This is a genomic window from Mesorhizobium sp. WSM4836, from assembly GCF_055811815.1.
On the sequence record NZ_JBVVQF010000024.1, the window covers coordinates 19075 to 44560 of the forward strand.

28 protein-coding genes are annotated in these 25486 nt (G+C 62.7%); 18 read left to right on the forward strand and 10 right to left on the reverse strand.

What is annotated here, in order from left to right:
* Window positions 1-7: 7 nt before the first annotated feature.
* The 5 genes from AC0L2P_RS24740 (at window position 8) to AC0L2P_RS24760 (ending at window position 2627) form a co-directional block, all read left to right on the forward strand.
* A complete protein-coding gene (locus AC0L2P_RS24740; RefSeq protein WP_473504872.1) occupies window positions 8-475 on the forward strand; it encodes a hypothetical protein in 468 nt (155 codons plus the stop codon).
* An 11-nt stretch (window positions 476-486) separates the two neighbouring features.
* Window positions 487-966 carry a DoxX family protein gene (locus AC0L2P_RS24745; protein WP_473504874.1) on the forward strand — a complete coding sequence of 160 codons (480 nt, stop codon included), beginning with the start codon at window positions 487-489 and terminating at the stop codon, window positions 964-966.
* 115 nt (window positions 967-1081) lie between these two features.
* Window positions 1082-1411 carry a hypothetical protein gene (locus AC0L2P_RS24750; RefSeq protein WP_473504876.1) on the forward strand — a complete coding sequence of 110 codons (330 nt, stop codon included), beginning with the start codon at window positions 1082-1084 and terminating at the stop codon, window positions 1409-1411.
* 80 nt (window positions 1412-1491) lie between these two features.
* Window positions 1492-2079: a YqaA family protein gene (locus AC0L2P_RS24755; RefSeq protein ID WP_473504878.1), complete on the forward strand. Its 588-nt coding sequence runs from the start codon at window positions 1492-1494 to the stop codon at window positions 2077-2079.
* A gap of 29 nt (window positions 2080-2108) precedes the next feature.
* Window positions 2109-2627: a disulfide bond formation protein B gene (locus AC0L2P_RS24760; protein WP_473504880.1), complete on the forward strand. Its 519-nt coding sequence runs from the start codon at window positions 2109-2111 to the stop codon at window positions 2625-2627.
* Window positions 2628-2859: 232 nt separating this feature from the next.
* Here the strand turns inward: AC0L2P_RS24760 and AC0L2P_RS24765 are convergent, their stop codons facing one another.
* Together AC0L2P_RS24765 and AC0L2P_RS24770 are read right to left on the reverse strand one after the other, a co-directional pair.
* Window positions 2860-3417 (reverse strand): HNH endonuclease, encoded by a 558-nt coding sequence (locus AC0L2P_RS24765; RefSeq protein ID WP_023677956.1) that lies wholly within the window; start codon window positions 3415-3417, stop codon window positions 2860-2862.
* A 129-nt stretch (window positions 3418-3546) separates the two neighbouring features.
* A complete protein-coding gene (locus AC0L2P_RS24770; protein ID WP_473504883.1) occupies window positions 3547-4188 on the reverse strand; it encodes a DNA-3-methyladenine glycosylase family protein in 642 nt (213 codons plus the stop codon).
* 122 nt (window positions 4189-4310) lie between these two features.
* On the opposite strand from AC0L2P_RS24770, the gene gluQRS reads away from it, so the two are divergent.
* The gene (gene gluQRS, locus AC0L2P_RS24775; RefSeq protein ID WP_473504885.1) at window positions 4311-5186 is read left to right on the forward strand and encodes a tRNA glutamyl-Q(34) synthetase GluQRS; all 876 of its coding nucleotides are present in this window, start codon (window positions 4311-4313) and stop codon (window positions 5184-5186) included.
* A gap of 162 nt (window positions 5187-5348) precedes the next feature.
* Window positions 5349-6224 (forward strand): DMT family transporter, encoded by an 876-nt coding sequence (locus tag AC0L2P_RS24780; protein WP_473504887.1) that lies wholly within the window; start codon window positions 5349-5351, stop codon window positions 6222-6224.
* A gap of 44 nt (window positions 6225-6268) precedes the next feature.
* On the opposite strand, the gene AC0L2P_RS24785 is transcribed toward AC0L2P_RS24780, so the two are convergent.
* Window positions 6269-7120: a YihY/virulence factor BrkB family protein gene (locus tag AC0L2P_RS24785; RefSeq protein ID WP_473504889.1), complete on the reverse strand. Its 852-nt coding sequence runs from the start codon at window positions 7118-7120 to the stop codon at window positions 6269-6271.
* Between the two features lie 57 nt (window positions 7121-7177).
* On the opposite strand from AC0L2P_RS24785, the gene AC0L2P_RS24790 reads away from it, so the two are divergent.
* From AC0L2P_RS24790 to AC0L2P_RS24820, 7 genes are all read left to right on the forward strand, one after another.
* The gene (locus tag AC0L2P_RS24790; RefSeq protein WP_473504891.1) at window positions 7178-8044 is read left to right on the forward strand and encodes an SDR family oxidoreductase; all 867 of its coding nucleotides are present in this window, start codon (window positions 7178-7180) and stop codon (window positions 8042-8044) included.
* Between the two features lie 23 nt (window positions 8045-8067).
* Window positions 8068-8259, forward strand: coding sequence for a twin transmembrane helix small protein (locus AC0L2P_RS24795; RefSeq protein ID WP_473504893.1), 192 nt, complete (start codon window positions 8068-8070; stop codon window positions 8257-8259).
* 29 nt (window positions 8260-8288) lie between these two features.
* The gene (locus AC0L2P_RS24800) at window positions 8289-8870 is read left to right on the forward strand and encodes a cob(I)yrinic acid a,c-diamide adenosyltransferase (protein WP_473504895.1); all 582 of its coding nucleotides are present in this window, start codon (window positions 8289-8291) and stop codon (window positions 8868-8870) included.
* Between the two features lie 24 nt (window positions 8871-8894).
* A complete protein-coding gene (locus tag AC0L2P_RS24805) occupies window positions 8895-9698 on the forward strand; it encodes a rhomboid family intramembrane serine protease (protein ID WP_473504897.1) in 804 nt (267 codons plus the stop codon).
* A 207-nt stretch (window positions 9699-9905) separates the two neighbouring features.
* Window positions 9906-10655, forward strand: coding sequence for an electron transfer flavoprotein subunit beta/FixA family protein (locus tag AC0L2P_RS24810; protein ID WP_473504899.1), 750 nt, complete (start codon window positions 9906-9908; stop codon window positions 10653-10655).
* A 19-nt stretch (window positions 10656-10674) separates the two neighbouring features.
* On the forward strand, window positions 10675-11604 hold the full coding sequence (locus tag AC0L2P_RS24815; protein WP_473504900.1) for an electron transfer flavoprotein subunit alpha/FixB family protein: 930 nt from the start codon (window positions 10675-10677) through the stop codon (window positions 11602-11604).
* Between the two features lie 115 nt (window positions 11605-11719).
* Window positions 11720-12598 (forward strand): 3-hydroxybutyryl-CoA dehydrogenase, encoded by an 879-nt coding sequence (locus AC0L2P_RS24820; protein ID WP_473504902.1) that lies wholly within the window; start codon window positions 11720-11722, stop codon window positions 12596-12598.
* A gap of 9 nt (window positions 12599-12607) precedes the next feature.
* Here the strand turns inward: AC0L2P_RS24820 and AC0L2P_RS24825 are convergent, their stop codons facing one another.
* Together AC0L2P_RS24825 and AC0L2P_RS24830 are read right to left on the reverse strand one after the other, a co-directional pair.
* Window positions 12608-13249, reverse strand: a complete 642-nt coding sequence (locus AC0L2P_RS24825) for an NrsF family protein (protein WP_473504904.1) — start codon at window positions 13247-13249, stop codon at window positions 12608-12610.
* Between the two features lies 1 nt (window position 13250).
* Entirely contained in the window at window positions 13251-13793 is a 543-nt protein-coding gene (locus AC0L2P_RS24830; RefSeq protein WP_473504906.1) for a sigma-70 family RNA polymerase sigma factor, read from the reverse strand.
* Window positions 13794-13994: 201 nt separating this feature from the next.
* On the opposite strand from AC0L2P_RS24830, the gene AC0L2P_RS24835 reads away from it, so the two are divergent.
* The 3 genes from AC0L2P_RS24835 to AC0L2P_RS24845 all read left to right on the forward strand — a co-directional run bounded on the left by AC0L2P_RS24835 (window position 13995) and on the right by AC0L2P_RS24845 (window position 17831).
* Window positions 13995-15002 (forward strand): iron ABC transporter substrate-binding protein, encoded by a 1008-nt coding sequence (locus AC0L2P_RS24835; RefSeq protein ID WP_473505057.1) that lies wholly within the window; start codon window positions 13995-13997, stop codon window positions 15000-15002.
* A 166-nt stretch (window positions 15003-15168) separates the two neighbouring features.
* The gene (locus AC0L2P_RS24840) at window positions 15169-16752 is read left to right on the forward strand and encodes an ABC transporter permease (protein ID WP_473504908.1); all 1584 of its coding nucleotides are present in this window, start codon (window positions 15169-15171) and stop codon (window positions 16750-16752) included.
* Window positions 16749-17831, forward strand: coding sequence for an ABC transporter ATP-binding protein (locus AC0L2P_RS24845; RefSeq protein WP_473504910.1), 1083 nt, complete (start codon window positions 16749-16751; stop codon window positions 17829-17831). The genes AC0L2P_RS24840 and AC0L2P_RS24845 overlap by 4 nt, the downstream gene beginning before the upstream one ends.
* A gap of 21 nt (window positions 17832-17852) precedes the next feature.
* Here AC0L2P_RS24845 and ugpC read toward each other — a convergent pair whose 3' ends face one another.
* The 4 genes from ugpC to ugpB form a co-directional block, all read right to left on the reverse strand.
* Window positions 17853-18920: a sn-glycerol-3-phosphate ABC transporter ATP-binding protein UgpC gene (gene ugpC, locus AC0L2P_RS24850; RefSeq protein ID WP_473504912.1), complete on the reverse strand. Its 1068-nt coding sequence runs from the start codon at window positions 18918-18920 to the stop codon at window positions 17853-17855.
* A gap of 7 nt (window positions 18921-18927) precedes the next feature.
* On the reverse strand, window positions 18928-19776 hold the full coding sequence (ugpE, locus tag AC0L2P_RS24855; RefSeq protein ID WP_473504914.1) for a sn-glycerol-3-phosphate ABC transporter permease UgpE: 849 nt from the start codon (window positions 19774-19776) through the stop codon (window positions 18928-18930).
* Between the two features lie 8 nt (window positions 19777-19784).
* Window positions 19785-20669, reverse strand: a complete 885-nt coding sequence (gene ugpA / locus AC0L2P_RS24860) for a sn-glycerol-3-phosphate ABC transporter permease UgpA (protein ID WP_473505059.1) — start codon at window positions 20667-20669, stop codon at window positions 19785-19787.
* Window positions 20670-20750: 81 nt separating this feature from the next.
* Entirely contained in the window at window positions 20751-22061 is a 1311-nt protein-coding gene (ugpB, locus tag AC0L2P_RS24865) for a sn-glycerol-3-phosphate ABC transporter substrate-binding protein UgpB (protein WP_473504916.1), read from the reverse strand.
* A gap of 294 nt (window positions 22062-22355) precedes the next feature.
* On the opposite strand from ugpB, the gene AC0L2P_RS24870 reads away from it, so the two are divergent.
* Window positions 22356-24788 carry a putative bifunctional diguanylate cyclase/phosphodiesterase gene (locus AC0L2P_RS24870; RefSeq protein WP_473504918.1) on the forward strand — a complete coding sequence of 811 codons (2433 nt, stop codon included), beginning with the start codon at window positions 22356-22358 and terminating at the stop codon, window positions 24786-24788.
* A 2-nt stretch (window positions 24789-24790) separates the two neighbouring features.
* Here AC0L2P_RS24870 and tlpA read toward each other — a convergent pair whose 3' ends face one another.
* Window positions 24791-25474 (reverse strand): thiol:disulfide interchange protein TlpA, encoded by a 684-nt coding sequence (gene tlpA, locus AC0L2P_RS24875; RefSeq protein ID WP_473504920.1) that lies wholly within the window; start codon window positions 25472-25474, stop codon window positions 24791-24793.
* Window positions 25475-25486: the final 12 nt, after the last annotated feature.

The window sequence follows — 25486 nt, forward strand, 5'->3', positions numbered from 1 at the left end:
GTCCGATATGCCGGTCGTGGCCGAAACGGCGCGGCTCGAATGGGCCATTGCCGAGGCGCTCGACGCGGCCTCGCTGCCGCCCCGCACTCTTGCGGAATATGACAAGGCCGATCTCGGACCTTCGCCCGATATCCTGCTGCAGCCGTCGCTGCGGCTGATCGTTTCTCATTGGTCGATCCTGTCCGTGTGGACGGCGCATCAGCAGCAGGCTGCTCTTGACCAGTCCCATGACTGGACAAGACGAGCCGAACGCGTGGCGTTGTGGCGGACCGGGGACAGCGTTCGCCTGGCTCTTCTCGACCGCGTGAACTTCGCGTTCCGGCATTCACTGAAACATGGCCTCGGCCTGGAACACGCGATAGGCCGCGCCCTCGCTCTCGACCCGGCGTTCGATCTCGTTTGCGCGCTCGTGCGTCTGTTCGGCGACGGGCTCGTTACCGATGTGCGGATTCCGACATCTTCCTTCCCAAACTGACGGAGACAATCATGACCGCGATACCAGAGTATTCCTCGTCCACTCCCGCCGGGCTTATCGGCCTCTACAGGCGTGTCATCAAGCTGCCAGAGCGCATCCCGTTCTCGCTGGTCCAGCTCGCCGCCCGCATCGCGGTTGCACATGTCTTCTGGCAGTCGGCGCAATCGAAGCTGGCATCCTGGCCGGTGACGCTGCAGCTGTTTGCCAGCGAATACAATCTGCCGTTCATCGCTCCGTCGATCGCGGCACCTTTGGCGACCACCGCCGAAATTACCGGCTCGGTGCTGCTATTTCTGGGGCTGTTCTCGCGCCTCGGCGCGCTGATGCTGCTCAGTGTCGTATCGGTTATCCAGATCTTCGTTTTTCCGGAGAATTGGGCCGAGCATCTGCTGTGGGCCTCGTTGCTGCTGCTGGTGGTGACACGGGGGGCCGGCGTGATCTCATTTGATGCTGTTGCTGATAACCTCTTTGCAGCGAGACGCCAGAGCTAGCTCGCAGACAGTACGACCGGAGCAATCCCGGCGAGATCGCAATCGTCCCTTCCGGCTGGCCCACCGGGACCTGCAGTGCGGCCGCCAATAATCTCCGGTTTCAGGTATAGAGGTCGTGGCTGTACCCAAGGGCCCGGTCGATGGCGAACAGCACGTCACGGCTCCGCTCCCGATGCCTATGCGCAAGGCCGAACCCTGGCGGCGATCCACCGGGCCGGTCAATCGTTTGCAGGTCCTGAAAGTCGAGTTCAGCTCGATTATCAGCATCTCGTGGCCCGCCCTCTCGCCGCGCTTTTCGCCCCCCGTCAACGGCCAATTCCCGACATCTGGTCTCGCCCAAGCCCAGCCTTTCGATTTCGTGAAGCAGCTGCCATTGTGCAGCGCGGAAAATCTTTCTAGACAGGCGGCGCATGTTATTGAAGCGCACCTTGTCCGACGAGATTGATACGGCGCGCTTCCAAGTCTTTGTTGTACATGTCGTGATCCCAAGACCGCTACCGGTTTGGGCGCGCATTAGGAGTGCCGATGCTTCGCGGACTTTACGACTGGACCTTGTCGCTGGCGGCGAGCAAATCCGCCGAATGGTGGCTGGCCTTCATCGCCTTCGTCGAGAGCTCTGTGTTCCTGGTGCCGGCCGACGTCCTCTATCTGCCGATGGCGCTGTCGCGGCCGGATCGCGCTTACCGTTATGCGCTGGTTGCCACCGTCTCATCGGTGCTGGGCGGCATCGCCGGATGGTTCATCGGCCATTACGCCTATGATGCAGTGGCGCGGCCGATCCTCGAATTTTATGGCAAATATGACGAGTTCGAGGCGATGCGCGTCTCGTCGGGTGTCGGCTTCATTATCCTGATGCTGGTCACCTCCGGCCTCGCCCATCTGCCGCCGATCAAGGTGGTAACGATCCTGTCCGGCGTCATCGGCGTTCCTTTGCTGCTGTTCATCGTGCTGGCAATCGTTGCCCGCGGAGCCCGCTTTCTGTTTCTCGCCTGGCTCTTGCGCCGCTATGGCGAGCCGATCCGCCACTTCATCGAAAAGCGCCTTGGCCAGATTGCCGGCGCTGCCGCCGCTGCCCTGATTTTGCTCTATATCGTCGTCAAATACGCCGTCTGAATGGCATCGAACCGAGTGGACTGAGTCCGATGACAGCGACCGTGAATGCCGATACCGGACGCCAGCGGCTGCGCACCGCTCTGTTCCTTGCCGTCGCCATGGCGGCCACGGTCGGCTCGGCGCTGGCCTTCCAGTATCTCGGCGGCTACATCCCCTGCAAGCTCTGCCTCGAGCAGCGCACGCCTTACTACGTCGGCGTGCCCTTGATGCTGCTGGCGGTGCTTGCGTCGGCTCTTCACGCGCCAGCCTGGATAAGCCGTGGCCTGCTGGCCGTTGGCGGCCTGCTGATGCTCTATGGCGTCTATCTCGGCGTTTATCACTCCGGCGTCGAATGGGCGTGGTGGCCGGGCCCGACCGACTGCACCGCAGCCGCCGGGCCAGTGGACATCGGCGGCAAGGGCGTGCTCGACGCGCTCGACAAATTCGTCCCGCCCTCCTGCGACAAGGCGGCGCTCCGCATCCTCGGCCTGTCCCTGGCCGGCTGGAACGCCATCGCCAGCTTTGTCCTGGCAGTCGTCGCCTTCCGCAGCGCCTTCGCCCACGATTGAGCGGCTCGCTCCTTGCGCCAACGCGAGATCATTTAAGAATTCGGCAGGCTGAGTCGTGTGGAGCGATTGTCGAGAACCGAAGCGGAGCGGACATCGGGGCCCGTGAGCATCGACCTACGCCGGCCGTAGCCTTAACTGCTACACCACAACCGCTCATGAATGCTTCGGCCGGCGAAGTCGGGAGCGCAGAAAATCGCTTCACGCGGCCAGCATCCCGAATTCTCGATTGATCTCAAGGTTCGAGTTCGACATCCCAGTAGAGATAATCCATCCAGCTTTCGTGCAGATGATTGGGCGGGAACAGCCGGCCGTTATTATGCAAATCATGCACCGTCGGCTGGTAGGGCTTCTGCAGCGGCCACATCTTGGCGTGGGCCGGCATCATGCCGCCCTTCCTCAGATTGCAGGGCGAGCAGGCAGCGACGACATTCTCCCATGTCGTGGCGCCGCCGCGATGGCGCGGAATGACATGGTCGAACGTCAGATCGTCTGGCGTGCCGCAATATTGGCACTGGAAACGGTCACGCAGGAAGACGTTGAAACGGGTAAACGCCGGATGCCTCGAGGGCTTCACGTAAGCCTTCAGGCTGACGACGCTGGGCAGCTTCATCGAAAAGGTCGGCGACGAGACGGCGTGTTCGTATTCGGCGACGATGTTTACCCTCTCGAGGAACACAGCCTTGATGGCATCCTGCCAGGACCAGAGCGACAGGGGATAATAGCTGAGCGGACGGTAATCCGCATTCAGCACCAGCGCTGGAAGCCCATCCGGAGATACGGCAACCGTCACGTCGTTGACCTCCTTCACCCTAGAACCGGTCGACGCGGATACTGTAAGCCCGACATGACAGGGATGTGAAGCGGATTGTCGATCATGCCGGGGCTCAAAAACGCATGATTTCAATGCTTTTTTGCGGATTCAGCCCGGAGGCGCGGCATCCCTGCCCTTCAATTCGCGATAATAAGCCCAGAAAAGCCGCGATGCGACACCGCGCCACGGGCTCCATGATTCGGCAAGCCGGATCAGCATTTTCTCCGGCGGACGCGGCTTGATGCCGAGCGCATGGCCGACCGCGCTCTGCAAAGCAACGTCGCGGGCCGGAAAGATATCTGGATGTCCGGCGGCAAACAAAAGGTAGACTTGAGCCGTCCACGGGCCGATTCCCGGCACCCTGGTCATGGCCGCGATCGCCTCGCTTGCATCGAGCCGGCAAAGGTGATCGAGGTCGAGCCCGTCGGCCACCGCCTGGGCGACGGCAATCAGGCCGCGCTGCTTGGGCCGCGACAGCCCGGCCTCGCGAAAGACCGCCTCATCGGCGACAAGAATCGCCTGCGGCGTCAGCGGGTCGAGCAGTTTCGTCAGCCGGCCGAAGATGGCGTCGGCGCTCGCGCGGGACACTTGCTGTGAAACGACGATCGACGCAAGGCTCCTGAACCCCGGCTCCGACAGCCTGAGCGGCACTTCGCCGGCCATGCCGCGCACTCTTTCGAGGCGTGGGTCGAGCAAGCATAGCCTATCCAGCCCTTGCGCAATGTCGTCGAGACTGGCGATGCGTTGCATGTCTGCTTGTTCCAAAATCAAAAGTGCCGCACGCTTCGTCACGTGTCCCTCTGGACGCACGACGCCGCCGGCGCAAAGTAGCAATTGGCGAAAGAGCCGCACAACCCGATTGCCGCCGGACAATGACACTGCTGACATTCCGCTTCGCGCCGAGCCCGAATGGTGAACTGCATCTCGGCCATGCCTATTCGGCGCTGCTCAATCAGAAATTGGCAAAGGCGGCGGGCGGACGCCTGCTGCTGCGCATCGAGGATATCGACACGACGCGCTGCACGCCGGAATTCGAGGCAGGCATTTTTCGCGACCTGAAATGGCTCGGGCTTGGCTGGGAGGAACCGGTGCGCCGCCAGTCCGAGCATTTTGCCGAATATCGGGCTATGCTCGAGCGGCTGATCGAGGAAGAGCTTGTCTATCCGGCCTTCATGAGCAGAAGTGAGATCCGCGCCTTTATCGCCGACAGCGAGAAGCGCGGCCGCGACTGGCCTCGCGACCCGGACGGCGTGCCGCTCTATCCCGCCGTCGACAAGGCGCTGCCGGCAACTGAACGCAAGCTGCGCATCGCAGAAAATCTGCCATTTGCTTGGCGGCTGGACGTCGATGCTGCAATGGCGCGCGCCGGCAAGGACCTGTCATGGGCCGAATACACGGACGAAACGCTCTCCGCGACGCGTCGTGTCGAGGCCCATCCGCAGGATTGGGGCGACGTGGTCGTGGCGCGCCGCGAAATCCCGACCAGCTATCATCTCGCCGTCACCACGGACGACGCGCTGCAGGGGGTCAGCCATGTCGTGCGCGGCCAGGACCTTTATTCCGCGACCAGCGTGCAGCGTCTGCTTCAGCAACTGCTTAGGCTGCCGCAGCCGGCCTATTTTCACCATCGCCTGATCCTCGGCCCGGAAGGACGAAAACTGTCGAAGAGTCTTGGTGACGCTGGCCTTGCCACCCAGCGCAAGGCGGGCGCATCGGCAGACGATGTGAGGCGGCTGGTCGGTCTCTAGACCGGTGAGCCGACGGCCATCAACGGCTCCTTCAATTCAAAATCAGTGTATGGATCAACATCAGTGTATGGATCAACGGTTTGGTTTTGCCTGCCGGTCCGAACCGCATTAAGCAGTCGCGACAGTCGATCCCTCATCCGAATTCACCGCGGCCTCCGGAAAATGCACAGCCTTAAGCGGTTCGTCCCCGCCTCTTTCGTCGTCCTGTGGGCGACCGGCTTCATCGGCGCGCGCTACGCCATGCCGTGGGCGGAGCCCTTTACTTTCCTGGCCGCGCGCTTTGTCCTGGCCGCAATCCTGTTTGTCGCTCTGATGGCAGCACTTGGTTCGAGCCGCGCCACCCGGGACGAGGCCCTGCACGCGACCGGTGCCGGCATCCTGATGCATGGGGTCTATCTCGGCGGCGTGTTCTGGGCCATCCACAGGGGCATGCCGGCCGGGCTTTCAGCCCTGATCGTCGGCCTGCAGCCGCTGATCACGGCAGTGCTCGCCGGCCGGCTTCTCGGCGAGGGCATCCTGCCGCGCCACTGGGCCGGTCTCGGCCTCGGGTTGATCGGCGTGGTGATCGTGCTCTGGCCGAAGCTCGGCGCGCTCGGCGGCGGCGTGACGGCCGAAACACTGGGCGCCTCGCTGGTCTCCGTACTCGGCATGAGCGCCGGCACGATCTGGCAGAAGCGTTTCGCCTCCGGCGGCGATCTGGTAGCTGCCACGTTCTGGCAATATGTCGGCGGCGCATTGGTGATGGCCTTGGCCTCGCTCGCCTTTGAGACCCGAACGGTCATCGTCAATGGCGAACTGATCTTCGCCATGGCCTGGCTCGTGCTGGTGCTGTCGATCGGCGCCATCTTCCTGTTGATGGTGATGATCCGCGACGGCGAGATGTCGAAGGTCGCCTCGCTGTTTTACCTCGTGCCGGCCGTCACCGCGGTCATTGCCTGGGCGTTGTTCGGCGAGCAATTGAGCCCGCTGCAGATTGCCGGCATGGCGATCGCGACGCTCGGCGTCGGGCTGGCGACGGCTCAGCCAGCAAAAGCATGATCCCAAAAAGTGGGAACCGGTTTTCGGAAAAGATCATGCTTGACTCAGCCGACTCTCGCACGCGCCTCTAAATAGCGGCTGATCGCGGCGTTGAGCTCGCCACCGAGGATGAAGATCGCCGAGACGATATAGAGGAAGACGACGGCGATCATGATCGAGGCGAGGCCGGCATAGGTCGTCACATAGGACGAGAAATGATCGAGATAGGCGGCGAAGATGGTCGACCCGATGAGCCAGCCAACCAGCGTGAAGATGATGCCAGGCACGATCGAAACCAAGCGGCGCTTGCCCGCCGGCAGCCAGTAATGCACGGCGAACAGGCCGCCGATGATGACGACCGAGGCGATGACGTAACGCCACAGCGTGATCGTGCCCATATAGGGTTTTATCCATTCAAAATGGGATTCAGCCAGCCGCGCCAGCAATGGCGCGAAGACCAGCAGCACGCTGATCACCAAAAACCCGGCCGTCGCGATCAGCACGAAGACGATACTCTGCACCCGCCGGTAGATGATGCCGCGCGTTTCCGAGACACGATAGGCGCGGTTGAGCGAGGTGCGCAGCGCCTCGATGCCGTTGGAGGCGAAGTATCCGGCAAGCACGATACCGTAGGTCAACAGGTCGCTGCGCCGGACGGTAAGCACGTTGAGCACTTCGCGCGCGATCGGTTTGGCGATCTGCTCGGGCCATGTGTCGAACACAAGGTGCACGGCGGTGTCGGCGAAAGCCTGCGCGCCGAAAAAACTCGCCAGCGTCGTGGCGAAGATCAGGAAAGGAAAAAGCGCCATCAGCGCGGTGATCGCCAGATGGCTGGCCATTGCCCAGCCGTCGTCGGTGTTGAAATGGCCGAGCGCGTCGTAGAGGACGCGTTTGAGGGCTACGATCTTCCGCAACAAGAACCGCGTTCCCTTCGATTGTCCCGACGCCGCGAATATGGGAAGGGTTTGCGGTAAATGACAACCCTAGGTCAAACCACCAGTCCTCCCGAAGAAGAGTTGCGCACCATCATTGTCACGGGTGCCTCTTCCGGTATAGGCGCCTATTGCGCCCATGCTCTTAAGACGGAAGGCTGGCGGGTGTTCGCAACCGCCCGAAAGCCCGAGGATATCGCCGCGCTCGAGGCCGACGGCATCGAGGCCTTTTATCTGGACTACACCGAGCCCGGATCGATCGAGGCGCTGGTGGCGTCGGTGCTGGAACGAACCGGCGGCCGGCTCGATGCGCTCTTCAACAACGGCGCCTACGGGCAGCCCGGCGCCGTCGAGGACCTGCCGGTCGAGGCTTTACGGCAGCAGTTCGAGGCCAATGTCTTTGGCTGGCATGATCTCACTCGCCGTGTCATCCCGGTGATGCGCCGTCAGGGTCATGGCCGTCTCGTTCATTGCTCTTCGATCCTCGGCCTGGCGCCGGTGCCTTTCCGCGGCGCCTACTCGGCATCGAAGCACGCTATCGAAGGGCTGATGCTGTCCCTCTATCAAGAGCTCCTCGGCAGCGGCATCCATGTTTCGCTGATCGAGCCGGGGCCGGTGAAATCGAAGATCGCCAGCAACAGCCTCGGATGGTTCCTGGCGAATATCGATCACGAGAATTCCGTTCATCGCCTCGCCTATGCGGCGCAACTCAAACGGCTGCGAGCCGGCGGCAGCACATCGCGGCTGAAACCCGGGCCGGAGGTGGTTTATGCCGCCTTGCACCATGCCCTTCTGTCGCGGCGCCCGCGCCCGCATTATGTGGTAACAGTGCCGGCCAGGATCGGCGCGATCCTTAAACGCATCCTGCCGTCATCGGTACTCTACCGTCTGCTCGCCAAACGCGCCTGAACGCAATCCAACTGGAACACACCATGGCAACCGTCTTCAACATCCTCGCCGTTCTCGTCATGGTCGCCGTGGTGATCGTGCTGTTCCGCGGCCTCATCAACATGATGCGCGGCGGCTCCAGCGTGACCTCCAACAAGCTGATGCAGACGCGCGTGCTCTTGCAGTTCGTGGCCTTGGTGCTGATCATGCTGGCAGTGTATTTCACCCGTAAGTGACGCAGCAGCCACCAGCCGGGAGGTAACCCGTGGTCAAGCTCAACAAGATCTACACCCGCACTGGCGACGATGGCACCACCGGCCTCGGCTCTGGTGAGCGGCGGCTGAAATCCGACCTTCGCATCGACGCCTACGGCACCGTCGACGAGGCCAATGCCTGCATCGGTATGGCCCGCATTCATACAGCGGCAGTAAATCCGGCGATCGATGCGATGCTCGGCCGCATCCAGAACGACCTTTTCGATCTCGGCGCCGATCTGGCAGTCCCCGACAATGGCAAGCCGCTCGACTACGAGCCGCTGCGCATCATCGCCTCGCAGACTGACCGCATCGAACAGGAGATCGACCTCCTCAACAAGGACCTCGAGCCGCTCAAATCCTTCGTGCTCAACGGCGGTACCCCTGCAGCGGCTGCCCTTCACCTCGCCCGCACGGTGGCCCGCCGCGCCGAACGCATCATGGTGTCGCTGTCGCAAGATCCAGACGAGCGTGTCAACCGCGAGGCGATAAGATACATGAACCGTGTCTCGGACTTTCTGTTCGTCGCCGCACGCGCGCTCAATGACAACGGAAATGCCGACGTGCTATGGGTTCCCGGCAAGAACCGCTGAATCCACCGAAGCGGGAGAGGCCCGATGTTCATCCCGCTTTACGACACCAACCGGCTGCGGCACATCAAGCAGCAATATGTGACGATCAGCCTGATCGCACTCAACGTGCTGATCTACTTTGTCACAACGCTTGGTGGCGAGGATTTCGCCAACGCCGCGGTGCTGGGCCTCGGTTTCATCCCGTCGGTTGTGCATGACAGGGTCGAGCTCGATCTGCAATTTGTCGTCATTCCGGAGAGCCTGAGCTATCTGACCTATTCCTTCCTGCACGCGGATATCTTCCACCTCGGCGGCAACATGCTTTTCCTGTGGGTGTTCGGCGACAATGTCGAGGATGCACTCGGCCATGTCCGCTACCTCGTCTTTTACCTGCTTTGCGCCATCGCCGGCGCTTTCTTCCAGGGTCTGGTTGCCTGGGATTCGCAAATGCCGCTGATCGGCGCGTCGGGCGCCATCGCCGGTGTCGTCGCCGCCTATCTGATCCTTTATCCGCGCGTAAAGGTATGGGTGCTGGCCTTCGCCCGCATCCCGTTGCGCATCCCGGCCTTCATCCCGCTCATCCTGTGGATCCTGTTCCAGATCTTGATGTTCGCGCAGGGGGGCGAGGATCAGGTTTCCTGGGCCTGCCATATCGGCGGCATCATCGCCGGAGCCGTGCTGGTGCTTGTCTTGCGCAGCCGCGGGGTGCCGCTGCTCGCCGCTGCGGATGAAGAGGCTGTGGTGGTCGCCGGCCAGGTGCCCGTAGCCGCAGAGCCGGCGCCAAGCGAAGCACAACCTGCGCAGCAGGCGCCGCGCTGGGGCCGGGGAAGCGTTTCCGGTCCGGACTGAACGACTTGAGTGCTTCGCCGATGATCCGAGTGCGCTCCGGATATTGACGCGCGGGGTCGCCGCAACTACGGAAGCGCCACCCCAGTGGCGTGGCGAAGACCAGAATTCCGTCCGGAATGTCGGCTTTCGACAACTCCGAAGAGGTGCACGCTGCTATAGCGCGCCCGACGAGCGTGAAGAGACTATCGTGAAAGAGGTGACAGGCAAATGAAGATCCTTGTGCCCGTGAAGCGGGTTGTGGATGCGAACGTCAAGGTCCGGGTGAAGGCGGACGGTTCGGCGGTGGAACTCGCCAACGTCAAGATGGCGATGAACCCGTTCGACGAGATCGCGGTGGAAGAGGCGATCCGGCTGAAGGAGGCTGGCAAAGCCGAAGAGATCATCGTCGTGTCGATCGGGCCGCAGCAGGCACAGGAGACCTTGCGCACGGCGCTCGCCATGGGCGCCGACCGCGCTATCCTGGTCAAGACCGACGAGCAGACCGAGCCGCTGGGCGTCGCCAAGGTGCTGAAGGGCGTCGTAGAGGCAGAACATCCCGGCCTGGTCATTCTCGGCAAGCAGGCTATCGACGACGATTCCAACCAGACCGGCCAGATGCTGGCCGCACTTCTCGGCTGGGCGCAGGGCACCTTCGCCTCCAAGATCGTGCTCGACGGTGACAAGGCCACGGTGACGCGCGAGGTCGATGGCGGCCTGCAGACGCTGGAACTGAAGATGCCGGCAATCGTCACGGCGGATCTGCGGCTGAACCAGCCACGCTACGCGTCGCTGCCCAACATCATGAAGGCCAAGAAGAAGCCGCTCGACGAGAAGAGCCCTGCCGACTACGGCGCCGACGTCAAGCCGCGGCTTAAAGTGATCAAGACCGAGGAGCCGGGCGGCCGCAAGGCGGGCGTCAAGGTCAAGAGCGTCGCCGAACTGGTCGACAAGCTGAAAAACGAAGCCGGCGTGCTGTAAGGCCAGGAAGGGATAAAAAATGACAATTCTTCTGATTGCCGAACACGACAACGCTGGGCTTTCCGACCAGACCGCCAAGGCGCTTTCGGCGGCGCTGCAGATCGGTTCGGACGTGCATGTGCTGGTTGCCGGCAAAGCCGCCAAGCCGGCAGCGGACGCCGCCGCAAGGCTCAAGGGCGTCACCAAGGTGCTGCTCGCCGACGCTGACGAATTGACCGAGCGTCTCGCAGAACCGCTGGCGGCACTCGTCGTTTCGCTTGCTGAGCCATACGAGACGATCATCGCGCCGGCGACGTCGTCGGGCAAGAACGTCGCACCCCGCGTGGCGGCGCTGCTCGATGTCGCCCAGATATCGGAAATCATCGAAGTCGTGTCGCCCGATACCTTCAAGCGGCCGATCTATGCCGGCAACGCCATCCAGACGGTGCAGTCGAGTGACGCCAAGAAGGTCATCACCGTGCGCACTGCTTCCTTCCAGGCAGCACCCGAGGGCGGTTCCGCGCCGGTCGAGACGGTCCAGGCGGCGGCCAATCCCGGCCTGTCGAGCTTTGTCGAGAACAAGCTCTCCGAGACCGACCGTCCAGAGCTGACCTCGGCCAAGATCATCATCTCGGGCGGCCGTGCGCTGGGCTCCTCCGAGAAGTTCCAGGAGGTCATCCTACCGGTCGCCGACAAGCTCGGTGCGGCGGTTGGCGCATCTCGCGCCGCCGTCGATGCCGGCTATGCGCCGAACGACTGGCAGGTCGGCCAGACCGGCAAGGTCGTAGCGCCCGACCTTTATATTGCCGTCGGCATCTCCGGTGCCATCCAGCACCTTGCCGGCATGAAGGATTCGAAGGTGATCGTTGCCATCAACAAGGACGAGGAAGCGCCGATCTTCCAGGTTGCCGACTACGGCCTTGTCGGCGACCTCTTCGTCATTCTGCCGGAACTGCAAAAGGCGCTTTGACGCCTTCTGCCAAAGCGTATTAAATTCTGAGGGGTGGGGTAGACGAAGTCGCCCCGCCCTTTTAGTTTGCAGTGCACAAAAAAACGGGCCGCAAAGGCCTCGACGGGATCGGGTAATGAGCAAGATCGAGACGATCGGCATCATCGGCGCGGGCCAGATGGGTGGCGGCATCGCCCATGTGTCGGCGCTGGCGGGCTATAAGGTGCTGGTTTACGATATTTCGCCCGACCGCATCGAAAAGGGCATCGCTACGATCAGCGGCAACATGGCCCGTCAGGTCGGCTCCGGCAAACTCGACGAAAAGCTGCGCAATGAGTCGATGGCGCGCATTTCGGCGGCACCGGCCATGGCCGACCTTGCGGGCGCCGATCTGGTGATCGAAGCAGCGACCGAGGACGAGACGGTCAAGCGCAAGATCTATGCCCAGCTCTGCCCGCAGCTCAACCCCGAGGCCATCCTGGCGACAAATACGTCATCGATCTCGATCACACGGCTGGCTTCGCAGACCGACCGCCCTGAACGCTTCATCGGCATACATTTCATGAATCCCGTTCCGGTGATGAAGCTGGTCGAACTGGTGCGCGGCATCGCAACAGAGGACCAGACTTTCGAGGCGGCAAAAACCTATGTAAAGCAGCTCGACAAGACGATCACCGTCTCGGAGGATTTCCCGGCCTTTATCGTCAACCGCATCCTGCTGCCGATGATCAACGAGGCGATCTACACGCTCTATGAAGGTGTCGGCTCGGTCGATGCCATTGATACCGCCATGAAGCTCGGCGCCAACCATCCGATGGGGCCGCTGCAGCTTGCCGATTTCATCGGGCTGGATACCTGCCTGTCGATCATGCAGGTGCTGCATGACGGGCTGTCGGATTCGAAATACCGCCCTTGCCCGCTGCTGGTCAAATATGTCGAGGCCGGCTGGCTCGGCCGCAAGACCGGACGCGGCTTCTACGACTATCGCGGCGAGCATCCCGTTCCGACACGCTGATCGCCACCGCTACCAGCGCACGAAAAGCCGTCCGCCGAGCGCCCCAAGCACGGCAAGGGCGCCGATCGCGATCGTATACCAGGTACCGACGAAAAGCGGCGAATCGTCGAAACAATGCGCCGCATAGAAGGTCGCCGACAGCCCGCCGGCAAGCAGGCCCGCCGCGGCACCGGCAAGCACCGGCCGTGTCGGCGCGCCATGACGCAGCACCGCGAGAAAGACGGCAAGCGGGCCGATGCCGATCAACGGAATGAAGGTCAGGCAGATGACCATGTTGGTGCCGACCAGGCGTGTGCCCCAGTCGGACGCAGGCACGGCGAAGAGTTCGAGGATCACGGCCACGATCACCAGCAGCGGCGCGGCGATCATCCAGCTCGCCGCCCGGCCAGTCGATGCACCGGGCGTCGACAGCGCGCGGACGAGGGCAAAGGCGCTGCCGGCAAGAGCGATGGTGAAGACGAATTTGGACAGGAACCGCATCGTGTGCATGGCGATGGCGATGTCGGGGCGCGGGCCGATCGTCAGCCAGAAAACCACACCAGCGATCACGATTGCCGCCCCGGTTGCAAGCCACCAGGCGGCGCCCAGCGACAGCGCCTTGCTGTGGGCGGCGTCGGCGTCGAGCGCCTTGATGAGATCTTCGGTCCTCATATTATTCCCGCCCCGCCCCGAACCGTTTGGCAATGGCGGCAAGCCCGCGGTGCAGCGACACCCGCACCGCTGTCTCGCTGATGCCGAATTTGGCCGCGGTCTCGCCGATTGACCGGCCCTCGACCGACACGGCCGAGACGACGGAACGCTGCGCTGGTGACAGACTGTCGAGCGCCCGGTTGACGTCGCGCTCGCTCACCGTCTCCGATTCCGGCTCGGCGAAGGTCTCGGCGATTTGGTCGATCTCGACCTCGATCCGCCGCCCGCGCCGCCGGAACGCATCGATCAGCTTGAAGCGGGCGATTGCATAGACCCAAGGCAGCACTGGCGCATCATGGCGCCAGGTATGTCGTTTCACATGAATGGCCAGCAAGGTTTCCTGCACGACATCCTCGGGATCCACTCCGCCCTGCACGATCTTGCGCCGGGCAAAGCCACGAACGAGCGCGGCGATCCGGTGCAGAAAGTCGGCATAGGCCCTTTCGTCTCCGGCGATCGCGGCCCGCAATAGCCGTGAAAGCTCGGCTTCGTCCTTGCCGCTCACAAGAGTCCACTCCCGATATTCGCGTCTCGGCGCTGATTTGTTACGGGGCCGGCGAAATAATGTCCAAGGCAAATTAGCTGAGCATCACGAAAGTTTGCTCCTTTTGAGCGATTGAGCGGGCCAGCAATGTTGACTGCACCAGTCAGGTATTGCTAGGTGCAGCTTGCCAAGCCAAAGATCATCGAAATCGAGGACGACGCCATGAAATATGCTCTTTCCGCCCTTGCCGGTGCGACAGCACTTGCAATCAGCCTGATTGCCGGCCCGGCAATAGCAAAGGACGAGGGCATCGTCGTCTACAACGCCCAGCACGAAAACCTGACCAAGGCTTGGGCGGAGGGATTCACCAAGCAAACCGGCATCAAGGTTACCGTCCGCAATGGCGGCGACAGCGATTTCTCCAATCAGATCGTTGCCGAGGGCACCGCCTCGCCCGCCGATGTATTCCTGACTGAGAATTCGCCGGCCATGGCGCTGGTCGAGGCGGCCGGCCTGTTCGCGCCGGTCGACGCCGAGACGCTGGCCCAGGTTCCGCAGGAGGACCAGCCGGCGAGCGGAAAATGGGTCGGCGTCGCCGCGCGCAGCACCGTCTTTGCCTACAACAAGACCAAGCTGACCGCCGACCGGCTGCCCAAATCGCTGCTCGATCTCGCCGATCCGAGCTGGAAAGGCCGCTGGGCCGCTTCGCCCTCCGGCGCCGACTTCCAGGCGATCGTCAGCGCGCTTCTGCAGCTCAAGGGTGAAGCAGCGACGGCCGACTGGCTGAGGGCGATGAAGGAGAATTTTACCGCCTATAAGGGCAACAGCACGGTGATGAAGGCGGTCAATGCCGGCGAGGTCGAAGGCGGCGTGATCTATCACTATTACTACTACGGCGATCAGGCCAAGACCGGCGAGAACAGCAAGAATGTCGAGCTGCATTATTTCAAGCACCAGGACCCCGGTGCCTTCGTGTCGGTTTCCGGCGGTGGCGTGCTGGCCTCGAGCAAGCACCCGAAGGAAGCGCAGGCTTTCCTGAAATGGGTCACCGGCAAGGGCGGCCAGGACGTGCTGAAAACAGGCGATTCGTTCGAATACGCAGTCGGCAAGAGCGCCGAGTCCAATCCGAGGCTGGTGCCGCTGGCCGATCTGCAGGCGCCGAAAGTCGACGCGACGACGCTGAACTCGAAAAAGGTGACCGACCTGATGACGGCGGCCGGCTTGCTTTAGCCGGCGTTCGTCCTAAAAGGGCAACCGACTGCGCTCCTGTGGAATTTCGCTTTCCGCGGGAGCGCTCTGTTTTCAAGATGGCATTTGCCTATGACCATAAGCTGCTCGCCGCATTGGCCGACGATCGTTTCCGCCTCCGGGCGGAAACGGCACAACGTCTGATCTGATGCAGTCGGCGATCGATCTCGCACCTTCAGGCTTGCCGGCCGACACCACGGCCGTGCGAGCACGTCGTTGGTCGGTCTCATGGATTTCGCTGGCCGCCGTCTTTGTCTCGCTGTTTGCCCTGCTGCCGCTTGTCTTCATCGTCTGGGTGGCGGTGCAGACCGGCTGGGAAACGGTGGCGGCGCTGGTGTTCAGGCCGCGCGTCGGCGAGCTTCTGGTCAATACCAGCCTGCTGGTGGTGCTGGCGGTGCCGATCTCGATCGTGCTGTCGGTCACTCTGGCCTGGCTGACCGAACGCAGCGATCTGCCGGGTGCCCGCTTATGGGCCTGGCTGTCGGTGGCGCCGCTCGCCATTCCCGCCTTCGTCCACAGTTACGGCTGGATCACCATGGTGCCCAGACTGCACGGCCTGTGGGCCGGCGTACTGGTGTCCGTCATCGCCTATTTCCCGTTCCTTTATCTGCCGGTGGCGGCGGCATTGCGCCGGCTCGATCCTGCTCTCGAGGATGCAGCGGCAGCCCTTGGCCTCGGCCCGTGGCGTGTGTTCAGGCGTGTCGTGCTGCCGCAGCTCCGGCTCGCCATTTGCGGCGGCTCCCTACTGGTCGGCCTGCATCTCCTGGCCGAATACGGGCTCTATGTCTTCATCCGCTTCGACACCTTCACGACCGCGATCGTCGACCAGTTTCAGTCGACCTTCAACGGTCCCGCCGCCAACATGCTGGCCGGCGTGCTGGTGACCTGCTGCTTCGTGCTGCTCGGGCTGGAGGTGCTGGTGCGCGGGGAGGAGCGCTATGCCCGCGTCGGTTCGGGTGCTGCGCGCCACCAGCAGCGCACGAGCCTTGGCCGCGCCACCATTCCTTGCCTGCTGCTGCCCGCCGTTACCACGCTGCTGGCGCTCGGCGTGCCGTTCGCCACTATCGGCCGCTGGCTCATGGCCGGTGGCGCCGACGTCTGGCGGCTCGACGAGATCGGCCTGGCGCTTGGCCAGACGCTGTTCCTGGCGATTGCCGGCGCTCTGCTCGCCACCGTCGCGGCAATGCCGATGGCGTGGATCTCGATCCGCGCGCCGGGAAGGCTGCAACGCGTCCTGGAGGGCTGCAACTATATCGTCGGCGCGTTGCCCGGCGTTGTCATCGCGCTGGCGCTGGTCACCATCGCCGTGCGTATCGCCATGCCGCTCTACCAGACCCTGTTTACCATCCTGGTCGCCTATGCGCTGATGTTCCTGCCGCGCGCCCTGATTAGCCTCAGGGCGTCGATCGCACAGGCGCCGGTCGAACTCGAACGCGCCGCCTCCAGTCTCGGCCGGTCGCCGCTCAAGGCGCTGTGGTCGACGACGATCCGCCTGTCGGCGCCGGGTGCGGCGGCCGGCATGGCATTGGTTGCGCTCGGCATCATGAACGAATTGACCGCAACCCAGATGCTGGCGCCCAACGGCACCCGCACGCTGGCCATGGCGTTCTGGTCCTACAGCGGCGAGATCGACTATGCGTCGGCGGCTCCTTATGCCCTGATCATGGTGGCGATGTCGCTGCCCTTGACCTGGCTGCTCTACGTCCAGTCGAAGCGGATGGCCGGGCGATGAGCTTTCTCGAGCTGAGCGGCATCTACAAGCTCTACGGCCCCGTGACAGCACTTGCCGGCGTCGATCTCAGCGTGGCCAGCGGCAGCCGTACGGCGATCGTCGGGCCATCCGGTTGCGGCAAGACCACCTTGCTGCGGCTGATCGCTGGCTTCGAGGCGCCGGACCAGGGCCGCATCGTGCTCGATGGCGAGGTGCTGGCCGATGGCGACACGGCGGTGCCGGCGCATCGCCGCGGCATCGGGCTGGTGGCGCAGGACGGCGCTCTGTTCCCGCACCTGAGCATCGCCGCCAATATCGGGTTCGGCATGGGCCGTCACGAGGAAAAGCGGAGCGAGCGCATAGCTGAGCTCGCCTATGTCGTCGGACTGGACAAAGGGATCCTGAAGCGCCGCCCGCACGAACTCTCCGGCGGCCAGCAGCAGCGCGTCGCGCTCGCCCGCGCCATGGCCATGAAGCCGCGGCTGATGCTGCTCGACGAGCCGTTCTCGGCGCTCGACACCGGCCTGCGCGCCTCAATGCGCAAGGCCGTGGCCGAGCTCCTCGAAACCGCCGGCATCACCACCATCCTGGTCACCCATGATCAGGCCGAGGCGCTGTCCTTCGCCAGCCAGGTCGCGGTGATGCGCGACGGCAAATTCTCGCAGGTCGGCACGCCGCGCGAGCTCTATTTCAAGCCCAAAGACAGGATGATCGCAGAATTCCTCGGCGACGCCATCGTCCTGCCGGCCAGGATCGCAGACGGCTTCGCCATCTCGTCGCTCGGCCGCATCGCCGTCGACAGCTCGGAGCGGCGCGACGTCGCCCGCATCATGCTGCGGCCGGAGCAGGTGGTGCTGAAACGCACATCGCGTGAAGGCATGTCCGGCACGCCGGACATGCTGTTCGGCGAGGTGACGGAATCGGAGTTCGCCGGCTCGATGTGCACCATCGCGGTGCGTCTCTTGAACAGCCCCGATCCGCCCGATGCTGCCGCCATCGGCAACACGCCGTTGATCCTGCGCAAGCCGGGCATGGACGCGCCGGCGATCGGCGAGATCGTCCGGCTGACCGTGTCGGGCAAGGCGCATGTGTTTGCCTGAACGGTTTGCACGAGACCAACCTCAATCGACCCGTTTACCGGCCTGATCGAACCAGTGCAGCTTTTCGGACCTGGCCACGACGCGCAATTGGTCGCCTGGCTTGGCGCTGGCGCGGCCTGAGACGCGCACGACGATACGGCTGCCGGCTGCCGCGCAGTGGAGAAAGCTTTCGGCACCGACCGGCTCGACTGCTTCCACTGTCGCCGGCAACGCGAGCGCGCCGGCCGGCGCCTCTGCCGCGAAGGTGATATCGGCATCCTCCGGACGAAAGCCGAGTGTCACCGCCTTGCTTTGTCCAGGCGTCGAGCCAATCACCGTCCCGTCCACCAATACCGAGCCTGGAGAGGCCCCTGTGAGGGCCAGCAGATTCATCGGCGGCGCGCCGATGAAGGAAGCAACGAAGGTCGAGGCCGGCTTCTCGTACACGTCGAGCGGCGCGCCGATCTGCTCGACCAGGCCGGCGTTCATGACGACAAGGATGTCGGCCAGCGTCATCGCCTCAAGCTGGTCGTGGGTGACATAAACCGAGGTGACGCCAAGCGAGCGCTGCAAATTCTTGATCTCGACGCGCATCTGCCCGCGCAATTTCGCATCGAGATTGGACAGCGGTTCGTCGAACAGGAAGACTTTCGGGTTGCGCACGATGGCGCGACCCATGGCGACACGCTGGCGCTGACCGCCGGAAAGCTCGCGCGGGCGCCGGTCGAGCAGCGCCGAAAGCTCCAGCACCTTGGCTGTCGAGCGCACCCTGCTGTCGATCTCGTCCTTCGGCGTACCGCGGTTGCGCAGGCCATAAGCCATATTGTCGTAGACCTTCATATGCGGATAGAGCGCGTAGTTCTGGAACACCATGGCGATGTCACGCTCAGTCGGGCCAATGGTGTTGACCACCCTGCCGTCGATGGCGACTGTACCGGCAGAAATGCTCTCCAGCCCGGCGATCATCCTCAGCAGCGTGGACTTGCCGCAGCCGGAGGGGCCGACCAGCACGCAAAGCTCCTTGTCGGGAATTGCGATGGAAACGCCCTTCACGGCTTCGACGCCGCGGGGATAGACCTTCTTGACATCCTTCAGATCGACGGTCGCCATCGGCTTCTCACTTTTCGGATTCGACCAAGCCGCGCACGAACCAGCGTTGCATCAGCACCACGACCAGGATCGGCGGCACGATGGCCAGCATCGCCGTGACCATGACCAGGTGCCATTGGGTGTCGGCATCGGCGAAGGAAACCATCTTTCGCAGCGCGATGACGATGGTGTTCATGTCGTTGCTGTTGGTGACGAGCAGCGGCCAAAGATACTGCGTCCAGCCGTAGATGAAGAGGATCACGAACAGCGCGGCGATGTTTGTCCGCGACAGCGGTAACAGAATATCGAAAAAGAAGCGCCATGGACCGGCACCGTCGACACGCCCCGCCTCGACCAGTTCGCCCGGGATGGTCATGAAGAACTGGCGAAACAGCAGCGTTGCCGTGGCCGAGGCGATCAGCGGGATAATCAGGCCGGCATAGGTGTCGATCATGCCGAGATCGACCATCACCTTGTAGGTCGGCAGAATTCGCACCTCGACCGGAAGCATCAAGGTGATGAAGATCAGCCAGAAAAAGGTCATGCGCAGCGGAAAGCGGAAGAACACGATCGCGTAGGCCGACAGGATCGAGATGAAGATCTTTCCGACCGCGACGCCGAGCGCGGTGATCGTGGTGTTGAGGAGCAGCCTGCCGACGCTGACCCCGCCGATACGACCGATGCCGCCGAACAGCGCCTCGCGGTAATTGTTCAATAGCTGGCTGCCGGGCAAGAGCGGCAGCGGCGGCCTGAGGATCGTTTGCAGCGTGTGTGTCGAGGCAACGAAGGTGTAGTAGATCGGAAAAGCCACGACCAATATGCCGAGGATGAGCACGGCATGGGCGATGAAGGTGCGGAGCGGGGACTGGCCGATCATCGCTGCCCTCAGCCGTAATGGATTTTGCGTTCCACATAGCGGAACTGGATAGCTGTGAGCGCAATGACGATGGCCATCAGGATGACCGACTGCGCCGCCGAGTCGCCCAGGATCAGATTGACGAAGCCGTCATTGTAGACCTTGTAGACCAGCGTCTCGGTCGTCTTGCCCGGCCCGCCGCCGGTGACGGCATGAACGATGCCAAACGTGTCGAACAGGGCATAGACGGTGTTGACGACCAGCAGGAAAAAAGTTGTCGGCGCAAGCAGCGGGAAAACGATGGTCCAGAAGCGCTTGGTTTCGCCGGCGCCGTCCATGGCCGCCGCTTCGATCAGCGTTTTCGGCACCGCCTGAAGGCCGGCGACGAAGAACAGGAAGTTGTAGCTGATCTGCTTCCAGGCAGCAGCCGACACCAGCAGGATCATGGCGTGGGTGCCGTTGAGCAGCGGGTCCCATGCGATGCCGAGGCTCCTCAGCAAATAGGCCAACGAGCCGATCGAGGGATTGAACAGGAAAAGCCAAAGCATGCCGGCAATCGCCGGCGCCACGGCGTAAGGCCATATCAACAGTGTGCGGTAGAGACCTTTGCCGCGCACGGCCTTCTCGGCCATGACCGCGAGCAGCAGGGCCACAACCATGGCAACGATCGCGGTCGCAAGCGAGAACACCACTGTGACCTTGATCGAGTTGAGGTAGGCCGGATCGGCCAGCACCTTCCGGAAATTGGCAAACCAGACGAACCTGCTCTTCAGCCCGAACGGGTCTTGCCTGAGCATCGACTGGTAAAGCGCCTGACCGGCCGGCCAGTAGAAGAAAACCAGGGTGATGGCGAGTTGTGGCGCCACCAGCAGGTAGGGCAGGATCTTGTTGGGAAAGACGACGCGTGGAGACAGGCTGATTTCCCTCGCTATCCAGGCATCGCCCACGCGCGCTCGCGTGGGCGATATGCCAACCGACTAACCGAGATGATCTCGTTAGTTGTCCAGAGCTTCCTTGATTGCGGCGTTGCCGCGCGCGACCGCATTGTCGAGTGCCTGTTGAGCGGTTTGCTGGCCGGCCAGCATCTTCTCCAGCTCCTCGTTCTGGATATCGCGCACCTGCGGCAGATTTGGCAGGCGCACGCCCTTCGAGTTGTCGGTCGGCGACTTTCCGATCATCTGCAGGATGGGTGTCTCGCGACCGGGGTTCTTGTCATAGAAGCCTGATTTCTTGGTCGCCTCATACGCGGCGAGCGTCACAGGCAGGTATCCCGACTTCTGGTGCAGATATTCCTGCACATCGGTCTTGGACAGATAGGCAAAGAAGGCGGCGACGCCCTTGTATTCCTCGTCCGACTTGTTGCCGAACACCCACAGGCTGGCACCGCCCGGCGTGGTGTTCTGTGGTGCGCCCTTCGCGTCGCTGTCGTACGGAAGCTGGCCGATGCCATAGTTCATGCCGGACTTGACGATATCGCCGAGGCCGCCCGACGATTCGGTGAAGATGCCGCATTCGCCGGCGAGGAATATCTGCTTGGCTTCCGAGGTGCGCCCGCCATACTTGAACGTGCCGTCCTTGGCCAGGTCCGCGAGCGCCTGGAAGTGGTTGACGAAAATTGGCGCATTGATCTTGAGTTCGACATCGCCGCCGGCCAGGCCGTTCTGCTGAGTGGCCCAAGGCACGTCATTCCACGCCGCGAAATTCTCCAGATGGATCCAGGTCAGCCAGGTCGAGGTATAGCCGCAAGGGGCGGCGCCGCTCGTCTTGATCTTCTTGGCAGCTTGCCACACCTCGTTCCAGGTCTTGGGCGGGCTGTTCACGTCGAGGCCTGCCTTCTGGAAAATGTCCTTGTTGTAGTAGAGGATCGGCGACGAGGAGTTGTAGGGGAACGACAGCATGGTACCGTCCGGCTTCGAATAATAGCCGACGATGCCGGGCAGATACTGGCTCTTGTCGAAAGTCATCCCGGCGCCGCTCATCACATCGGCCACCGGCTTGATCGCCCCCTCGGCTGCCATCATCACGCCGGTGCCGACGTCGAACACCTGGAGAATATCGGGCGCCTGGCCGGCGCGGAAAGCGGCGATGCCGGCATTCAGCGTCTCAGGATAGGTGCCCTTGAACACCGGAACGAGCTCATAGTCGCTCTGGCTGGCGTTGAAATCCTTGGAGATCTTGGCGACGACCTCGGCGTTGGCGCCGGTCATGGCGTGCCACCAGCTGATCTGCGTGACGGCGAAGGCGGAGGTGGTGGAAAGCAGGGTCAAGGTGGCGGCAACACCGGCCGCGAAGCCGAAGAACTTCATGTTTCATCTCCCGTTGTAATTGGCGAAAGGGGGCACTCTCGCAAAGCCAATATGTGGCGCTGATGACAATCGGACAACGGTTTTGTTGCAGGTCAATGAACATCGTTTCCGGCTAATGTGCGCTCGCTAACGAAAGCGGCACCAGGGAATGCATCACCGCCTTCGCGGCGGAGCGCATCGGTTTTCCCCCGAAAAGACCCGCCGCATGGCCCACGGGTTAACCATTCGTTAAAATCTCCAAGAGCTAATCGGTCACACCTCCCCTGTTAGTTTTGGCAGACCGAGTGAACCAGGATGCTGACGGTCTATAATTGTATTGTAAGTCAGCACGACCTGAGACTGGTTGCGCTTGCCGCACTCGTCTGCGGAATTTCTTGCTTCTCAGCGGTTAATCTCCTTAAGCATGTCGGCCGATCGACCGAGCGAAACCGGCTTGCCTGGCTGACGATCGCCGCGGCCTCGACCGGATTCGGCATATGGGCGACGCATTTCATCGCAATGACCGCGTTTACGCCGGGAATACCGAACGCATACAATCCGGGATTATCCGCCTTTTCGCTTGCCGCCGCCGTCATCCTGACCGCGCTTGGGATGTGGGTCGCCACTTTGCGCCGCGGCATCGACCATTTCCTCGTCGGCGGCGCCATTCTGGGCGGCGCCATCGCGACGATGCACTACATCGGCATGGCGGCTTTCGAGGTCGAAGGCCGGGTCGTATGGAACCTGCTCCTCGTCGCGATATCGCTTCTGGCCGGCGTGACCCTTGCGGCACTGGCCCTCCTTGTCGTCTTGCGCCGCCCGTCAGCGCTCGCGACTCTCGGCGGCGCCGCGCTTTTGACGCTGGCGATTTGCAGCTTGCATTTCATCGCGATGGCCGCGGTGTCGATCATTCCGGATTCCTCGATTGAAATATCGGAACATTCCATCGAGCCAATTTCGCAGGCTTTTGCCGCAGCGGTCGCCAGCCTGGTAATCCTTGTGCTGTCGGGTGCCGCGCTGTGGATCGACCTCCGCTTTCGCCGCCAGAAGCTCGAGGCCGACCGTATGCACGATCTCGCCAATGCCGCGGTGGAAGGTCTGATCGTTTGCGATGGCACCCGCATCGTCAGCGCCAATGACAGTATGGCGAAGCTGACCGGAACAGCGACAGCCACCCTCAATACGATGCAATTCGGCGAGCTTTTCGACGGACAGAGCGCAGCCGGTATGTCCGGCTTCGGCGAACAGGCGCAGGAAGCGAAACTAAGGGGCAGCGACGGCACGACAATCCCTGTCGAGCTGATCACCAGGAAGATCACCTACTGCGGCAGGCCGCATACGGTGCTTGCCGTTCGCGACATCCGCGAGCGCAAGAAGGCGGAAGAAGAGATCCTCCGCCTCGCGCATTTCGATCCACTTACCAGGCTTGCCAACCGGCGGAGCTTTTCTTCCCGGCTGGAAGCAGAATTCGCCTCGATGGATCGTGGCGGCAAGGATGGATATCTGGCGCTCCTGCTGCTCGACCTTGACCGATTCAAGCAGGTCAATGACGTCTACGGCCACGCCGCCGGAGACGCCATGCTTCAGAAGTTGGCGCACTGCATTTCCGGCATCCCGCGCCAAGGGCAGTTGCTCGCGCGCCTCGGCGGCGATGAATTTGCCATCATAGCTCCTAATCTCCCCGACCCCCTGGCCGCGGGCCGGATAGCCGAGGACCTGCTGGCGGCGATCCGGGAGGAGAACAGGGTTTCGGTCGGCTCCGGCCTTGTCTCGGCCAGCATCGGCATCGCATTCTATCCGCTGGATGCGGAAGATCAGGCCGGCCTGATCAGCCATGCCGATACGGCACTCCATCGCGCCAAGACGGAGGGCCGTGACACCTATCGGTTTTTTGAGATAGCCATGGGCACCGCGGCCCGCGACAAGCGCGTGATGGAGCATGAATTGCGCCAGGCCATCGCCCGCAAGGAGTTCCACCTTGTCTACCAGCCGCAGAAGGAAATCCGCGGCGGCAAGATGATCGGCTTCGAAGCCCTGGTCCGTTGGCAGCACCCGGAGCGCGGTGACATTTCTCCGGCCGTTTTCATCCCCGTGGCCGAGGACAGTGGCGCGATCGCCCAGATCGGCGACTGGGTGCTAACGACGGCCTGTAACGATGCTGCCCGCTGGACAAATCCGCTAATGGTCGCCGTCAACGTCTCCGCCGTGCAGCTTCACAATCCGAACTTCAGCCGCAAGGTGCATGACGCACTGGCGAGGTCCGGCCTTGCACCCAGCAGGCTGGAACTGGAGATCACCGAAACAGCCCTGGTGAAGGATATGCCCCGCGCATTGGCAACCTTGAGGCAGGTCAAGGCGCTTGGCGTGCATGTCGCGATGGACGATTTTGGCACCGGCTATTCTTCGCTGTCCAACCTTAGCGCCTTTCCCTTCGACAAGATCAAGATCGACGGTTCGTTCATCAAATCGGTCGACAAGAACGGCCAGTTCGCGGCGATCGTCCGGGCCGTGCTGGGGCTTGGACGCGGTCTCGGCCTACCGGTCCTTGCGGAAGGCATCGAGACGCCGGGTGAATTGCAGTTCCTGGACGCCGAGGCTTGCGAGATCGGGCAAGGCTACTACCTCGGCAAACCGGCTCCGATCGAGACCTTCGGCGAACTGACGGGCGTGGGCGCTCCGGCAATCGGCACAACCAGCCGGCGCGGGGCAAGCATCGCCGTGCTCAAGCCGCGCTTGCGCACGGTCTGAGCCTATCCCGGCTGTAGCGCCGCCTCGACCAGACGTTTGGCATCCGGCCCCGACCATTCGGCCGGGCCGTTCATATGCGCGATCAGGCAGCCTTGCCCATCAATCAGCATGGTGACCGGCAGACCGAGCGCCAGGCCGCGCGTCTTGACGTCATTGAACAGGGTCATCGTGGCATCGCGATAGTAGCCGAGCGACTTGACGCCGGTGTCCTCCAGGAACTTCTTCGGTTTGGCATCGTTGCCGGCATCGACGTTGACGGCAACAACCTGAAACGCATCGCTGCCCATCTCCTTCTGAAGCGCATCGAGCGCCGGCATTTCGGCGCGGCAAGGTGCACACCATGTCGCCCACAGATTGAGCAGCACCGTCTTGCCGGCATGATCGGCGATCGTCGTCGGCTTGCCGTCGGGGCCGTTGAAGGTAAGGCTTTTCAGCGATTGCGGCGGATCGGCCGGCAAAAGCGCGGCAACCTGGCCGGTAGCGGCGGCGGCGATCTTCTTGGCGCGGTCGGTCTTGGCGGCGCAGGCGACGTCGTCCTTGCCGCCGCCGGCGGCCACTTGCGCGGGCGCCTTGTTGCCAGAACTGCTTTCCCTGACATATACCGCGACCGCACCAGCCAGCACGCCCGCAACCAAAGCGGCGAGGATGAGACGCAAAGCCGGGAAAAATCTATTGCCGTCTGCCATTTTTCAAAAAAC